Here is a 13,803-nt window from a genome sequence, read left to right as displayed (position 1 = left end):
CTCAGTCACCCAGTCCCGCTTCGCCGGTTCCTTGCTCGTAGCCGCCGCCGTTGTAGTCTCTGACGTACTTCACGCTCGGTGCAGTGCCCTGTTCCTCCTTGAGGACGTCCGGGTTGTACTTGCCGAGTATCTCGTTGACCTTGCTGTCCGGGTCGTTGAGGTCGCCGAAGATCCGCGCCTCACAGGGACACTCCTCCACGCACCGCGGGAGCTCACCCTCGTTGAGGCGGTGAACGCAGAAGTTACACTTCTCGACGACGCCCTTGTATCGAGTCGGATGCTCGTGTTCACCGACTTCACGGTTCGGATTGTAGTACGCCGGAGCGTTCTCGTCGACGTCGGCCCGCTCTTTGACCTGCTTCGGCGACGCCGTTCCGTTTTCGATCAACGCGTCGGTCTCTTCCCAGCGCGGGTGCGGATCCTCTTTATTCAGCGTGATCTCGTCGTACGGACAGTTGACCATACACGCCTTACAGCCGATACACTTCTCGTGATCGTGCATGGTGATCCCGCCGTCACCCTTGTACAGCGCCTTCGTCGGACACCCCTCTGCACACGGCGCGTCGTCGCATTGGTTACACAGCGTCGGCGTGTACTCGTAGCTGACGTTCGGGAACTTGCCGTTCGTCTCGATGATCCGACTGGAGTACGCCTGCCCCTCTTGCAGGTTGTTTTCCTGTGCACAGCCGATGTTACAGGCTCCGCAGCCGGTACAGCGCTGTAAATCGATGACCATGCTGAGATCGACTCCCTCGTCTTGGAGGTCGGTCTCGTCGAGTTCCGCGGCCATCTGATCGTCGAGCGAATCGACGGCCTCAGTCATCGTCCGTCACCTCCGGGGTCGCCGTCGAGTTCGGATGTGTCATATCAGTGGCTGCGTGGTCGGGACGCTCGTCGAGATCGAAGAGCAGCCTGCTCATCGTGTAGAGGAACGCGAGCAACGCGAAGCCGAACACGACGATCGCGATCTCCGCGACGGACGGCGCGTAGCTCACCAGCGGGAACTGGTGTGAGGGGTCGTTCGTCAGCGCGACAACTTGTCCGCCGAGAACGAACTCGAGGCGGCTCGCGAAGAGCCCGACGAGCGCGAGGACCGAGGCGGTGAAGACACCGCCGACGGTCCGGGTTCGCGGCAGCGCGAGGAGCGCGAACGGAACGACCATCCCGAGCCCGACGCCCACGCCGAGTGCCCACGCGCTGTGCGTGCCGAACAGCATGTGTTCGTGTGCGAGTGCGAGGGCTTCGTTCGTCGCGACGAGCCCGTAGGCGTGTCTGAACGCCGTGAGAAGCAGCGTGACCCCGGCGAGGACGCCGAGGTACTTCGCGAGCGTGCCCGTGAGTAGCGTCTCGTCGACGGCGGTCGCCGTCGCGTCAGTGAGGCGCCGCTCGACGATCGTGACCGCCGTGAGCAGCGCGACGCCCGAGAACACCGCCGTCACGAGCAGGTACACCGACGCGAAGATCCCGCCGTAGTAGGGGCGGGCTTCGGCCGTCCCGAAGATTGCACCGAGCATCCCGCCGGCGAGGATCGGCGCGACGAGCGCAACGACCCCGACCGCAAGCGTCAGGCGTTGGCTCGGTTGCTCCGCTTGATCGAGTAGGTAGAACTCGGCGACCAGCGCGCCGCCGTAGACAGAGTAGAGAACGATCATCCACCACATCGGGGCCGATGGATTCGGCGAGAGCAACATCTGTGGGATCGCACGGAACGGCTGTCCGAGCCCGGCCATGATGACCAATCCCCCCGCAGCGAGCGTGAACAGCGACAACAGCACGCCTCGTTTCACGAGCGGTTCAAACGTGGTCATCCCGAAGACGCTCGACAGCGACGTGATCCCGATACAGATGCCGGTGCTCAAGAGCGCGAAGAAGACGTACGTGGAGATGAGAATCCCCCACGGTACCTGATCGCTCAGTCCGAGCACCGTCGTGCCTTCGATGAGCGTCAACAGAGCACCGTAAACCCCGATAAGCAACCCGAGAGCGACCAGTCCGATCCACGCGTAGGCCCGTGGACCGGCGTCGCGAGCGCGTTGTAGCGCGGATTCGCCTCCGAGACGACTCATTGTCTCATCCTCCGCTCGTGCCCGTCTCCGTCGGGCGATGCCTCCGCGCCACCGTGACAGTGCCACCGATTGCTGGGTGACCGTTGCATTGTAGCAGCCATTGTGCGTCCCTACGAAACGCTTGAACATCTACCCATATAAGGCGTCAATCGCGTTCCCTCTACTGTAGAATTCCATCCCGAAGCACCCGTATTGTGTGGGGTTTTATAACAGAACATACACGGAAAATAATCAGCAATTGTTGCGGACCGCGGTGTTGCGTTCCCACGGCGTGACACTCAGTGTCGACGTTTATCTGTATACCAACGGACGCTTAGCTATGTCCGATCAGATAAGCGACCCGGGCGAACTGCCGTCCACAGCGGGTGAACTCGCCGAAGACTACCCCGACGTGTGGGACCGCTACGCCGAACTCGGCAAGGCCTGCTCCGAGGCCGGCCCGATTGACGGCGAAACGAAGCGACTCGTGAAACTCGCTCTGGCCGCCGGCAACGGCTCCGAAGGCGCGGTCCACTCGCACGTTCGACGGGCCTTGGATGAGGGGGTCGACCCGGACGCGCTCAGGCACGTCGCGCTCCTGTCGATCCCGACGCTCGGGTTCCCGCAGGCGGTGGCGGTGCTGACGTGGATCGACGATCTGGTCGAGGAGGAGTGACGGCCCGGTCGAGGAGGAGTGACGGCCCGGTCGGGATGACGACTTATAAGGGGTAGCTCCGTCCTCACCGCTCGTCGCGATCCGAACTCGTATCAGGCTCGTAGGGCGGCGCGTCTCGAAGGAACGAGACGACCGCGTCGAGGTCGAGCGCGTCGGCCTCCGGGGCGGTCGCGACGACCGGTCCCTCGGCCGCCCGTCCGCCGAGGACGACCTTCGGCAGGCCGCTCCCGCTGAACCCCTCCACGACCGCGTACTCGTACCGACGGTCGAACTCGGCGAGGATGTCGTCGAGGTCGCGGCCCTCGCCGGTCGCGAACCACTCCCCCTCGTCCGTGACGCCGACGGTGTGTACCGCGCCGCTCGCGCGGTGGCGGGCGGTGTCTTTTCCCTCCGTGTCGACGTCGGGCTCGTGCGTGAGGTGTTTCACCGTCGCGACGGTTCCGAGCTCGTCAAGCCGTCGAGCGAGACGCTCGACGACGGTCGTCTTCCCGGAGTCCGACGGCCCGGCGACGCCGATGACCTTCATACGACCGCTTCGCTCAGCGGGCAGTAAATAGTATCCGTTGGCGCCGACGCGGCGAGTGCACGATCCGAGGGGAGTTTTGACGCGTGATCACGGGCTCTGTCCGCGTTCACCCTATCGGGAGTGATCGAGGGCGTCGACGAGCGCCTCCGCGCGCTCCGTCGCCGAGTAGCTCCGCGAGCGACCGTCCTTCTGCTTCTCGACGAGCCCGGCGTCACAGAGGAGCGTCAGCGCGTGGCTGACGGCGCTGTCGCTTATCGACACGTACGGCGTGATCGCGTCGAATCTGACCGGCGCGTCCGCCTCGACGAGGAGCCGGACGAGCCGGTAGCGCGTCTCGTACCCGAACGCCGACAGCGCCTTCACGTCGGCGGCGGTCGTCGCGTCGTCGATCAGCGCGTCCAAGTCCGTGCCGCCGAGCGGGTCAGAGGAAGCGTCGGCCATGAGAGACGCGTTTCGCCGCGACCGGATTAACTGTTCTGTCGTCTTGGTGCACAGCCGAAGGCGACACGAACGAGACCTACGACGAAACGGATCTGTCGAAAATCTCAAGAAATGGTAGGAGACGTTTGCTGAATACAAGGCTGTAGTCAGCAAACACACCGGACACCGTATGGAATACACTTCTTTTCTACATGTGTGCGATGAAGGTCGAATCGTGCACAAACTATAGGTTACCTGGATTACAACAATCGCACATCGTCTTGTGGAGTGATAACATGTTAAAACGCCCAATTCGACGTCGACAACTACTGAAAAGCGTGGCGGGGACTAGTGTCGCGCTTGCCGTCGGGACCGGAACAGCGAACGCCAGTCACGATCCGGACGAATTCCGCATCGAGTTCAACAGACAGACGCGCCGCCTGAATGCCAAAGAGCCGAGCGTGCTGGTCGCCCGCGCGGACCTGCCCGAGCGCGGCTTCGTTATGGTACACGACACACACGACATGGAAGACATGTCGGAGTCGGGTTGTCCGGATACCCACGAGATCTACGGCAAAACCGACGTCCTCGATCCCGGCCACTATGGCGGGATGAAGGTACCCCTGACGGATGTTCCTGCAGCGCCGGGGACCGAGGAACTGGTAGCGATGATCCACACGGTAGACGACGGTGACCAAAAGGAGTGCCCACCGGAGGTCCGCGAGAAAGCCGACGTCAAGTTTATCTCCCCCGGCCGGTCCCGATAGCGCCGGCGATGCGTTTCCACCGGGGTCGTTCAGGTCTAACTCCAGACCATGTCCGAGGGGCTCGAAGACGTTCTGGAGAGTGATCTACAAGAGTCGCGCGCTGCATTCGGCACGACTGCGGAAACCGGTCACAATCGGGGTTTCAACAAAGCCGACGAAACCGGCTCCCGACCAGGGTCACTCCTCGGCCGCGATCACGTCGAGCTGCACATCGGCACCGCCGGGCAACGAACAGACGCCGACGACGGTCCGCGGCGGGAACGCGACGTCGTCGAACCGCGACTCGTACGCCCGGTCGACCGCTTCCGCCCTGTCCGTGTCCGCGAGCTGAATCTCGACTTTCATCACGCTGTCGAGAGACGCGTTGCAGTTTTCGAGCATCAGTTCGAGTCGGTCGAGACACATCTCGATCTGCTCGTCGATCGGCGCTGATCCTTTTACGTCCCCGTTGATCTCCGGGAGGATACCCTGGAAGAAGACCAGGTCCGACTCGCCGGTCCGCATTCCGAACGCGCCGATGTTGTCCCCGCCGTCGCGCTGGCGCCTGCTCTCTTCGCTCAGCGTCCCGTCGACAGATATCTCAGTTTCGCGGTCCGTTGGAGTGTCTCGGCCGGTCATCTGCTGCGGCATACAATTTAGTATTACCTTAATCGTTAAAGAGAACTTCGATCGGCTAACTGCGCGACAGCAACGATTGTATCCTCACGTGTCAGTGGCAAATGAGAATAAGCAACCGTACTACAGAACAGTCATTCGGCATACAGCGGCGAAAATCACGGACATACTCAAATACAGCGTCGTCTCAGTTCCGTAGACCTCGTCATTCTCGAATCGGTTACGCAGTCTGTTGTATCGGTTGAGGCTACAGTCACGGTTGAAAATTTACTTGAATATCGCAGGTCGGGTAGAGAGCTATCGATTCGTATGTCGAGGGGCAATCGACTGCTCGGAAAGAGGGCGAACTGTGCGCTTGTTAGTGACCCACGATTGAAGTCGTGAGATTTCGCCTTGCCCTCCTGCGAGTTAGCGGCCGTACTGAACGCTCCGCAGTCGATAGTTGCGTCACACCTCCGGAAGCCCCGCGACGTGGAGCGGCGATTCCACCGGGCGGTGAGCCGGCGCAGCTCTGTTTATAAAGACCGCGACCCGTCGAGCGCGACGAGGACGGCGTTCGCGCGCGGCGTGGCGCGGTACATTCGCCACTTTCCGTCTTTCCGGCGGGTGACGAGACCGGCGTCGGTGAGCTTCGAGAGGGCGTGGCTGATCGCGCTGTCGCTCACGTCTAACAGCGGCGAGAGCTCACACACGCACAGTTCACCCTCGGCCGCGTGTAGCATTCGGACGATCTTGTACCGCGTCTCGTTGCCGAGCGCCGACAGCAGTTCGACGTCGCTCTCCACGTCCGATCCGCCGGCGGCCTCGTTTAACGCTTCCAGCTCCGCCAGCCGCTCGGACAGGTCTTCGTCGGTACAGGAACCGCACTCGTCGGTGACGTACCGTCGCAGTCGATCGGTCGATGACATACGGAACGGTTGAACTGATGTGAGATTAAGCGTTATGGAGTGCCGTCCCGACGTGGGCGGCGACCAGCGAAAACGATATAGCGATCGTTCATCTATACACTCGCATGCGAGACAAAGACATTTCGGCGAACACCCGTCGATCGCTGGCGACTCCAACGGTAACCGAGAGCGCCGTCGTACCCGAGTCTGCCTCCCGGCGGTCGGGGTGTTCGGCGTGACAGAGTCCTACAAGCGAGTCAACTACACCGATATCGAGCCCGTTTCGGGCGCGATGCGACCGCTCACCGACTCACTCGATAGCCAGCAGGTCGGCGTGTCGATCGCCCGCTGTGAGCCCGGGTGGCGGAGCAAACCGCACGACCACGCCGCGGACGACCACGAGGAGATATACGTGCTCTTGGAGGGGGAAGCCACGGTCGTTATCGACGACGAGTCCGTCGAACTCGAGACCGGTGACGCCGTCTGGATCTCGCCGACGGCGACGCGTCAGATACGAAACGGTGACGTCGAGAGCGCGTTCGTCCTCGTCAGCGCACCGGCGTCACAGTGCCGAACGGCGACGTGTGCCGACGAACCGGGATCGTGGGCGACGAACGGCTTTATCGGGTGACGCCGGCTCTCGAGCCCGCCGGGCTCCCGATCACGCGGTCGACGCAGGGGCTCCCGATCACGCGGTCGACGCGGGGGCTCCCGATCGCGCGGGCGACGCGGAGACAGCCGATCGACGTGGAGGGGCTTCACCCGATCGAAGGGCTTATAATCGTATGAGAATTTGTTCAATTGAATCGGTCGCAAGGGGACACGTCGGCGTCACGCCCCGTTGCGAACGATAGTTCAGACGACCACAGCCGACCCAACTCCACACGATGACCGAACTCACTCTGTACGAAGAAGCGATGTGTTGCTCCACCGGCGTCTGCGGCCCCGATCCCGACGACGAACTCGTCGAGGTCAGCGCGGCGCTCGACCAGCTCGAGGACGCGTTCGACGACCTCGAGGTCAGCCGGGCGAACATGCAGCACAACATCGACCAGTTCCTCGAAACGCAGCGGATCTACGACCGCGTTCAGGAGAACGGCCCCTCGATCCTCCCGATCACGGTCGTCGACGACGAGATCGTCGCCGAGGGGGAGTACCTCTCGTACGACGAACTGACCGCCGCTATCGACGGAAACCCCACCCCACAGGAGGCCTAATAGATGTCACAGATAGAGCAGTCGGCGGAGCCGACGGCGACGAGCGCGCGTGAGGTAGTCGAACCGAGCGGCGACGACACCGAGTTCGTCTTCTTCAGCGGGAAGGGCGGCGTCGGGAAGAGCACCGTGAGCTGTGCGACCGCGACGTGGCTCGCCGACAACGATTACAACACGCTTCTCGTGACGACCGACCCCGCGCCGAACCTCTCGGACATCTTCGGGCAGACAATCGGCCACGAGGTCACCGCGATCGACGGCGTCGACAACCTCTCGGCGATCGAGATCGACCCCGATACGGCCGCCGAGGAGTACCGACAGGAGACGATCGAACCGATGCGGGAGCTGCTCGACGATGAGGCGATCGAGACCGTCGAAGAGCAGCTCAACAGTCCTTGCGTCGAGGAGATCGCCGCGTTCGACAACTTCGTCGACTTCATGGACAGCCCCGAGTACGACGTCGTCGTCTTCGACACGGCACCGACGGGCCACACCATCCGGCTGATGGAGCTCCCCTCCGACTGGAACGCCGAACTCGAGAAGGGCGGCTCGACGTGTATCGGGCCGGCGGCCTCGATGGAGGACAAAAAACAGGATTACGAGCGCGCGATCGACACGCTCCAGGACGACGAGCGCACTTCCTTCGCCTTCGTCGGCAAGCCGGAGGACTCCTCGATCGACGAGATCGAACGCAGCGCGAGCGACCTCGGCGACCTCGGGATCGAGTCGCAGCTGTTGATCCTCAACGGCTACCTCCCAGAGTCGGTGTGCGAGGATCCCTTCTTCAAGGGGAAGCGCGCGGACGAACAGGCCGTCATAGAGCGCGTCCGCGAGGAGTTCGACGCGGACGCGACGGCGACGTACCCGCTCCAGCCGGGCGAGATTGCCGGCCTCGACCTGCTCGCGGACGTGGGCGGTGTCCTCTACGACGGCACGGAGGCAACCGTCGACGTCGGAACCGCAACTGATGTCGATGTTGACGGCGCGGTCGACTTCGAATCGATGACGGACCGTGACGCGGTCGTCGATCAGCTCACACCGGGTGACGAGACGCAGTACCTCTTCTTCACCGGGAAAGGCGGCGTCGGCAAGAGTACGATCGCCTCGACGGCGGCGACGAAACTTGCCGAGGCGGGCCACGAGACGCTCGTCGTCACGACCGATCCGGCCGCGCACTTAGAGGACATCTTCGGTGAGCCCGTGGGCCACGAACCCACCTCGGTCGGCCAGGAGAACCTCGACGCGGCGCGGATCGACCAAGAAAAAGCGCTTGCGGAGTACCGCGAGCAAGTCCTCGACCACGTCACCGAGATGTACGAGGACAAAGAGGACACGCAGATCGACGTCGACGCCGCGATCGCGAACGTCGAAGAGGAACTGGAATCGCCCTGTGCCGAGGAGATGGCCGCGCTCGAAAAGTTCGTGAGCTACTTCGACGAGGACGGCTACGACGTGGTCGTCTTCGACACGGCGCCGACAGGCCACACCCTTCGCTTGCTCGAACTTCCCTCCGACTGGAAGGGGTTCATGGACCTCGGCTCGCTGACGAAGGGGGCTGCCCCCGCCAAAGGCGACCAGTACGACGAGGTCATCGAGACGATGAAAGACCCCGAACGGAGCACGTTCGCGTTCGTGATGTACCCCGAGTACACGCCTATGATGGAAGCCTACCGGGCCGCCGCCGACCTCAAAGATCAGGTCGGCATCGAGACCTCGCTGGTCGTCGCCAACTACCTCCTCCCCGAGGAGTACGGCGACAACGCCTTCTTCGCAAATCGGCGCGCTCAGCAGGCCCAGTATCTCGAAGAGATTCGAGACCGGTTCGACGCGCCGTTGATGTTGGCGCCGCTCCGGCAGGATGAACCAATCGGGCTCGAAGAACTCAGCGCCTTCGGTGAGGAGATTACTGGACTCGCAGACGTGGTCGAAGCGGACGCACCGGAGGTGACGCCCTCGTGAGCGACGCACAGGACGTGGAAGGTGCGGGCGAGGACAGCGTGGGCGTGTCCGATGAGGAAGACGTAGAAGCCGACGTCGAGGAGGTGCTCCACGAGTTCCTCGACACACTCGGCGAGTCTGAGACGTATCAGCAGTTCGTCGCGGCCGACGAGGCGTTACAGAACGATGACGACGCGATGGCGCTGCTTCGCGAGTACCAGCGAAAGCAACAACAGATGCAGCGTGGTGGCTTCGACGAGTCGGTGATGGCCGAGCTGAAGCAACTCCAGACCGAGATGTCGAACAACGAGACGATCCAGCGTCAGCAGGCCGCACAGGCCGATCTGATAGAACTGCTTCAGCGGACGAACGACACCATCAGCGACGAGATCGGCGAGGAGTTCGCGCGATCCACCGGAGGTGGATGCTGTTGAGCGCTTCCGGTCAGGACGCCAGCGAGTCCGAAGTGACGGACGAAGAGGTCGTCACGGCCGCCGAGGCGATCGGCGAGGAGCTCGCGGCGGCGAAAGAGTCCTCCTCGGAGTTCGCGTTCACCACCATGGTGATGCAGTGTAACGAGGCGATCGGCGACGAGATCGGTGTCGACTACGGGAGCGTCTGCGGTGTCGACGACGGCTGCTGTTAGCGGGGGTCGATAGGGGTCGCCTCGGCTGACGACTCTGCCAATCGCGTCACTCCGCGGACGGCGTCTCCGACAGGAGTTCGTCGAACAGCGCGATGACGCGTTCTTCGATCTCGTCACGGATCTCACGAACCTGCTCGATCGGACGCTCGTGGGGATCGTCGAGCCCCCAATCGCGATTCTCGCCGTTCCACGTCGCCGGGCACACGTCCGATGCCGAACACCCCATCGTGACGACGAGATCGACCGCCTGTAGCTCGTCTGGTGTTACCTCTCGCGGCGTTCGGTCGCTGAGATCGATGTCTCGTTCTCTCATTGCTTCGACGACAATCTCGTGAACGTGGTCCGCGGGCTGTGTGCCACCGGTAACGATCGTAATCTGATCGCCCACACCGCGACGGTCGCGCTCGCACTCAGCGAACGCCGCCGCCATTTGGCTCCGTCCTGCGTTTTGGACACACACGAACGCGATCTGGTGGTCCGCCCGCTCATCGGATTCAGTCACACCTCCACAAGCGAGTGGGACCGGTATAGCTGTTACTTCAGGTACAACGGCTCTTGATCGACTGTTTGAGAAGTACTCTCAGACCCGTGTCGACCTATTGAGACGTATATACATCACATATAGGGTCTCAAGTCGACAGCATCGATTCTGCTGTTTATGAGCGATAATTTGCCGGTTACTCTAGGATTCGTTTGTGTACAGAATGCTGGTCGCAGTCAGATGGCGACAGCGTTTGCCGAACGCGAGCGTGACCGTCGTGGACTCGAAGACAGTGTTGAGATCATTACCGGTGGTACTCACCCCGCCGACAGCGTCCACGACGAAGTCGTGACGGTCATGCAAGACCACGAGATCGATCTCTCGGATCGAGTCCCCCCGAGAAGTCTCAACGACTGAGCTCGAATCATGTGACGTCGTCGCCACAATGGGCTGTTCGACACTCGAACTCGATGCTGAAGAGATAGATGTTCGCGACTGGGCGCTAACAGATCCTGATGGCCAAGATCTCGATCAGGTCCGTGTGATTCGAAACAATATCGAACAACGGGTTACAGACTTGTTCGACGAAGTTCACGCCAACAGTTCACAGTGAAACAAGCCTGCTGGAGCGGTACTCGAATGACGGACTGTTATTGATTTAGCGAGGTTTTAATCAAGCTTTTTGTGAGAAAACAAAGGCACGCATGAGATCCATCCTCGGAAGTTATGAGGCGGGTACCGTAGCAGTGGAGCGGCTCGTCGAACGGAATCGTGTCTCCAAGCCCTTGAAAGGGTACTCGCAGAATACCCAGAACGTGGCGGCCTTGACACGGGCTCGCGATCAAGATCTAGCAATCCACCCGGGTCAGGATATCGAGTACGTGGTCGTCGACGACGAGAAATCCTCGCGAGAGCGTGTCGCCCTCGCCCACGAAGAGATGGATTCGTACGATGTGTCGTACTACGAGACGCAACTCGTCAGAGCTGTCGAGAGCGTGCTTTCACCGCTCGGGTGGGACCGATCCGACATTCGGCGAGAGCTCTCCGGTGAGAGGGACGCCGTTTTGAGCTCGTTCGGAGCCACCGACAAATTGTCGTAGTGGTCCCCACCCCTGGTTTCCGTCGTTTCGATCCAACCCCACGTTTCCGACGTAATTTTGGACCCCCCTCGTTTCCGTCGTTTCCTTACGCCCCACCCCAGATTTCCGTCGTCCGCACCCACTCAGTAGTAGGGGGTCACTATTCGCGAGTCCAGTCCTGCATCCGGCTGTCCTCGAGGATCGTTTCGCGGACGACATGGGGATCTTCAATGAGTCGGTTCTGGAGGTGGATGCCGCCCGCACTTCCCTTGTTGATCTTCTCGATTTCGACAACCCCGAGGAAGGCTTGCTCTTTCAGGATGTCGCGGAACCGACGGACGGAGAGGATGTCCATATCGAGATGGTTACAGATCCGTTCGTACTGGTCGTACACCCGGCTCGTGAGGAAAGCATCGTCATTGCTGTTGACACTCAGTTCCGTGAGCGCCAGCAACGCCGCCTTCGCCTGCGTGGGTGCGCCGTTCACGAGTTCTCTGAACCGGTCCTTTTCGGCGTGTTGCTGTGCCTGGCGAACGTGTTCCTCCGCCACTTGCTCTGCTTCGGCCTCGTAGGCGACCTCCCCGGCGTGGCGAAGAATATCGATCGCCTTCCGAGCATCGCCGTGTTCCTGAGCAGCGAAGGCAGCCGAGAGCGGAATCACGTCCTCAGAAAGGACGCCGTCCTGGAAGGCATCCTCGCGGTTGAACATAATCTCCCGGAGCTGGTTGGCGTCGTATGGCTTGAAGAACAGTTCCTTGTGTTGGAAGCTGCTTTTCACGCGCTCGTTCACGCTGTCGACGTATTGGATCTTGTTGCTGATCGCGATGACACCGATACTACAGTCGATTTTCCCCGCCTCCTCAGCGCGCGAGAGCTTCATCAGCACGCTGTCGTCGTTCATCAAGTCGATCTCATCCAAGATGATGATCACAGAATCGAATTGAGCGTCGAGCGTCTTCCAGAGGAGTTTGTAGTATTTCGACGTACTGAGGCCAGTATGGGGGACAGAGATTCCAGTCGAAGATTCATCGTTCAGCTTCGCGGCAAGTGAGGAGATTGCTTGGGTCTCGGTATTGTCTTCTGCACAGTCAATATACGCTGTTCCAATCTCGACGCCATCCTGAGCGGCATTTTGAGCTCGTTGACAGACGTGTTTTGAAACGAGAGATTTGCCGGTCCCAGTTTTCCCGTAGATCATCACGTTTTCCGGAGAGTACCCGTGGACAGCACCATTGAGACGTTTCGCGAGTTTCGAGATTTCCTCGTCACGACCGACGATCCGGTCAGCTTCCGGAACGTGGCCGATTTTCAGGAGATCCTTGTTCGCGAAGATACGATGCCCGGATTCAAAGAGTGGATCGTCGACAGAACTGGGTGAAGAGTCGGGCGTCATTGAATATCACACGGTGTGAGCGGGGGGAGTATAAATCTAGTGGAGAACACTACCCCACGTTTCCGACGTTCCTTGTCCGATATCAGCGGGAAAAGGACGTAATTCGGCGGAATTGGATTGCTAACAATATAGCCGCGTTTCCGACGTGCGATAGGAAACCCGTAGACGGAAGCGTCTCCTCGATCTCGAACCCCGAACCCACACACCCCACGTTTCCGTCGTAATCACTGAACAGGTGGGGAGGGGACTCGAAGAAGACGTCCACAACGAGATACCAAAGACGAGAGCGGCCTAGCCATCCAAAGCTGGCCGTCTATAGAAGCAGCTGAAAAGGATTGTTTCATCTGAGGGGGCGAAGTACTTCGCCCCCTCGTCTGCCGAAGTAAACTTAATGACCGCTTCTCAGCCATACTACTTTAATCTAAGTGTTCCAAAAGTTAGTTCATCTCTAGATTGTTTCTAGGTCAACATAATTAGCGGCTGTATTGTACTAATCCTAGCCTCTCCCTACGCCGTCGTGGAGAAACGACGGAAACGCGGGGGGTGTGGTCCCTTCGAAATCAGCCGCACCCGCTCCACCCACATCCAGTTACGACGGAAACGTGGGGTGGGTGTCCTCCCTCATCAAGTTTTACTGTGGCGACCTCATCATAGGCCAATTCGTTCAAAACCAATTCGCATATCAGCGAAACGCCTTTGCACGTACCACCCGAACAGCGAAGTAATGAGAACGTCCGATCACCCGCCAAGCGAGTTGGAGTCTGTCCGGAAGCGGCTCAACGTCGTCACCCAAGAGACGCGCTTCGCGCTCCTCCAGGACATCCTCGGACATCCGTCGGAACTACCGACGCTGAAAGAGCTCGACTACGTCAACCCGAGCAAGAGCCAGACGACGATTCGCCAGCACCTCCAGCAGCTCGTCGACGCCGGTATCGTCAAGGAAGTGCTCCTGCCGGATGACCGCCGGCAGAACGATTTGCCGTACAAGTTCTACGGGATCAGTGAGAGTGGTCGGCAGTTTCTTGAAGAGCACAAGCTCTACCGGGCACAAGACACACTTCAAGAGATCTACGGCCGCGTGGAGAAAACCAAGGACATCAAACGGTACGAGACTGC

The 13,803-nt window shown here is 60.6% G+C and carries 17 protein-coding genes and 2 pseudogenes; 11 read left to right on the top strand and 8 right to left on the bottom strand.

From position 1 onward, the window contains the following. Position 1: 1 nt before the first annotated feature. Together J2751_RS13645 and nrfD are read right to left on the bottom strand one after the other, a co-directional pair. On the bottom strand, positions 2–823 hold the full coding sequence (locus J2751_RS13645) for a 4Fe-4S dicluster domain-containing protein (protein ID WP_209486814.1): 822 nt from the start codon (positions 821–823) through the stop codon (positions 2–4). After that, on the bottom strand, positions 816–2,066 hold the full coding sequence (gene nrfD, locus J2751_RS13640; RefSeq protein WP_209486812.1) for an NrfD/PsrC family molybdoenzyme membrane anchor subunit: 1,251 nt from the start codon (positions 2,064–2,066) through the stop codon (positions 816–818). The genes J2751_RS13645 and nrfD overlap by 8 nt, the downstream gene beginning before the upstream one ends. Before the next feature lie 319 nt (positions 2,067–2,385). Here nrfD and J2751_RS13635 point away from each other — a divergent pair, with 319 nt between their 5' ends. After that, complete coding sequence (locus J2751_RS13635; RefSeq protein WP_209486811.1) at positions 2,386–2,721, top strand: carboxymuconolactone decarboxylase family protein; 336 nt, start codon at positions 2,386–2,388, stop codon at positions 2,719–2,721. Positions 2,722–2,785: 64 nt separating this feature from the next. Here the strand turns inward: J2751_RS13635 and mobB are convergent, their stop codons facing one another. Both mobB and J2751_RS13625 read right to left on the bottom strand, forming a co-directional pair. Beyond that, positions 2,786–3,247: a molybdopterin-guanine dinucleotide biosynthesis protein B gene (gene mobB / locus J2751_RS13630; RefSeq protein ID WP_209486810.1), complete on the bottom strand. Its 462-nt coding sequence runs from the start codon at positions 3,245–3,247 to the stop codon at positions 2,786–2,788. A gap of 111 nt (positions 3,248–3,358) precedes the next feature. Further along, a complete protein-coding gene (locus J2751_RS13625; RefSeq protein ID WP_209486809.1) occupies positions 3,359–3,688 on the bottom strand; it encodes an ArsR/SmtB family transcription factor in 330 nt (109 codons plus the stop codon). Positions 3,689–3,963: 275 nt separating this feature from the next. Here J2751_RS13625 and J2751_RS13620 point away from each other — a divergent pair, with 275 nt between their 5' ends. Then, positions 3,964–4,434 (top strand): DUF7282 domain-containing protein, encoded by a 471-nt coding sequence (locus J2751_RS13620; RefSeq protein ID WP_209486808.1) that lies wholly within the window; start codon positions 3,964–3,966, stop codon positions 4,432–4,434. A 177-nt stretch (positions 4,435–4,611) separates the two neighbouring features. On the opposite strand, the gene J2751_RS13615 is transcribed toward J2751_RS13620, so the two are convergent. Continuing rightward, positions 4,612–5,052: a RidA family protein gene (locus J2751_RS13615; protein WP_345777158.1), complete on the bottom strand. Its 441-nt coding sequence runs from the start codon at positions 5,050–5,052 to the stop codon at positions 4,612–4,614. A 512-nt stretch (positions 5,053–5,564) separates the two neighbouring features. Continuing rightward, the gene (locus tag J2751_RS13610; RefSeq protein WP_209486805.1) at positions 5,565–5,957 is read right to left on the bottom strand and encodes an ArsR/SmtB family transcription factor; all 393 of its coding nucleotides are present in this window, start codon (positions 5,955–5,957) and stop codon (positions 5,565–5,567) included. 271 nt (positions 5,958–6,228) lie between these two features. Between J2751_RS13610 and J2751_RS15625 the strand changes: the two genes are divergently transcribed. The 6 genes from J2751_RS15625 (at position 6,229) to hcsS (ending at position 9,734) form a co-directional block, all read left to right on the top strand. After that, complete coding sequence (locus tag J2751_RS15625) at positions 6,229–6,567, top strand: cupin domain-containing protein (protein ID WP_245202819.1); 339 nt, start codon at positions 6,229–6,231, stop codon at positions 6,565–6,567. After that, the gene (locus J2751_RS13600) at positions 6,564–6,725 is read left to right on the top strand and encodes a hypothetical protein (protein WP_209486801.1); all 162 of its coding nucleotides are present in this window, start codon (positions 6,564–6,566) and stop codon (positions 6,723–6,725) included. The genes J2751_RS15625 and J2751_RS13600 overlap by 4 nt, the downstream gene beginning before the upstream one ends. A gap of 98 nt (positions 6,726–6,823) precedes the next feature. After that, on the top strand, positions 6,824–7,153 hold the full coding sequence (gene arsD / locus J2751_RS13595; RefSeq protein ID WP_209486799.1) for an arsenite efflux transporter metallochaperone ArsD: 330 nt from the start codon (positions 6,824–6,826) through the stop codon (positions 7,151–7,153). A 3-nt stretch (positions 7,154–7,156) separates the two neighbouring features. Then, positions 7,157–9,109 (top strand): arsenical pump-driving ATPase, encoded by a 1,953-nt coding sequence (gene arsA, locus J2751_RS13590; protein WP_209486797.1) that lies wholly within the window; start codon positions 7,157–7,159, stop codon positions 9,107–9,109. Further along, entirely contained in the window at positions 9,106–9,522 is a 417-nt protein-coding gene (hcsL, locus tag J2751_RS13585) for a halo-CC-star protein HcsL (RefSeq protein ID WP_209486795.1), read from the top strand. The genes arsA and hcsL overlap by 4 nt, the downstream gene beginning before the upstream one ends. Next, positions 9,513–9,734: a halo-CC-star protein HcsS gene (gene hcsS, locus J2751_RS13580; RefSeq protein ID WP_209486793.1), complete on the top strand. Its 222-nt coding sequence runs from the start codon at positions 9,513–9,515 to the stop codon at positions 9,732–9,734. The genes hcsL and hcsS overlap by 10 nt, the downstream gene beginning before the upstream one ends. Positions 9,735–9,780: 46 nt before the next feature. Here hcsS and J2751_RS13575 read toward each other — a convergent pair whose 3' ends face one another. Further along, positions 9,781–10,203 carry an arsenate-mycothiol transferase ArsC gene (locus tag J2751_RS13575; RefSeq protein WP_379778120.1) on the bottom strand — a complete coding sequence of 141 codons (423 nt, stop codon included), beginning with the start codon at positions 10,201–10,203 and terminating at the stop codon, positions 9,781–9,783. A gap of 189 nt (positions 10,204–10,392) precedes the next feature. Here J2751_RS13575 and J2751_RS13570 point away from each other — a divergent pair. Both J2751_RS13570 and J2751_RS13565 read left to right on the top strand, forming a co-directional pair. Further along, positions 10,393–10,828 (top strand): annotated as a pseudogene (locus tag J2751_RS13570) (low molecular weight phosphatase family protein). 118 nt (positions 10,829–10,946) lie between these two features. Next, a pseudogene (locus J2751_RS13565) lies at positions 10,947–11,315 on the top strand (DNA polymerase domain-containing protein); the annotation flags it as partial. Between the two features lie 139 nt (positions 11,316–11,454). On the opposite strand, the gene orc4 reads toward J2751_RS13565, so the two are convergent. Beyond that, positions 11,455–12,687 (bottom strand): DNA replication protein Orc4, encoded by a 1,233-nt coding sequence (orc4, locus tag J2751_RS13560; RefSeq protein ID WP_050032689.1) that lies wholly within the window; start codon positions 12,685–12,687, stop codon positions 11,455–11,457. A 724-nt stretch (positions 12,688–13,411) separates the two neighbouring features. Here orc4 and J2751_RS13555 point away from each other — a divergent pair. Further along, the coding region (locus tag J2751_RS13555) for a helix-turn-helix transcriptional regulator (protein ID WP_209486789.1) at positions 13,412–13,803 on the top strand (392 nt) is incomplete at its 3' end.

The organism is Halorubrum alkaliphilum (assembly GCF_017873815.1).
GTDB classification, from domain to species: Archaea; Halobacteriota; Halobacteria; order Halobacteriales; family Haloferacaceae; genus Halorubrum; species Halorubrum alkaliphilum.
Note: the sequence above shows the minus strand (reverse complement) of the source record. Positions and strands in the feature narration are given on the sequence as shown.

Bases quoted from the DNA above. Each gene is read 5' to 3' on its own strand.
- hcsS (WP_209486793.1), top strand. From the start codon at position 9,513: ATGCTGTTGAGCGCTTCCGGTCAGGACGCCAGCGAGTCCGAAGTGACG.
- orc4 (WP_050032689.1), bottom strand. From the start codon at position 12,687: ATGACGCCCGACTCTTCACCCAGTTCTGTCGACGATCCACTCTTTGAA.
- arsD (WP_209486799.1), top strand. From the start codon at position 6,824: ATGACCGAACTCACTCTGTACGAAGAAGCGATGTGTTGCTCCACCGGC.
- arsA (WP_209486797.1), top strand. From the start codon at position 7,157: ATGTCACAGATAGAGCAGTCGGCGGAGCCGACGGCGACGAGCGCGCGT.
- J2751_RS13615 (WP_345777158.1), bottom strand. From the start codon at position 5,052: ATGACCGGCCGAGACACTCCAACGGACCGCGAAACTGAGATATCTGTC.
- J2751_RS13610 (WP_209486805.1), bottom strand. From the start codon at position 5,957: ATGTCATCGACCGATCGACTGCGACGGTACGTCACCGACGAGTGCGGT.
- J2751_RS13620 (WP_209486808.1), top strand. From the start codon at position 3,964: ATGTTAAAACGCCCAATTCGACGTCGACAACTACTGAAAAGCGTGGCG.
- mobB (WP_209486810.1), bottom strand. From the start codon at position 3,247: ATGAAGGTCATCGGCGTCGCCGGGCCGTCGGACTCCGGGAAGACGACC.
- J2751_RS13625 (WP_209486809.1), bottom strand. From the start codon at position 3,688: ATGGCCGACGCTTCCTCTGACCCGCTCGGCGGCACGGACTTGGACGCG.
- J2751_RS13645 (WP_209486814.1), bottom strand. From the start codon at position 823: ATGACTGAGGCCGTCGATTCGCTCGACGATCAGATGGCCGCGGAACTC.
- J2751_RS13635 (WP_209486811.1), top strand. From the start codon at position 2,386: ATGTCCGATCAGATAAGCGACCCGGGCGAACTGCCGTCCACAGCGGGT.
- nrfD (WP_209486812.1), bottom strand. From the start codon at position 2,066: ATGAGTCGTCTCGGAGGCGAATCCGCGCTACAACGCGCTCGCGACGCC.
- J2751_RS15625 (WP_245202819.1), top strand. From the start codon at position 6,229: ATGCGACCGCTCACCGACTCACTCGATAGCCAGCAGGTCGGCGTGTCG.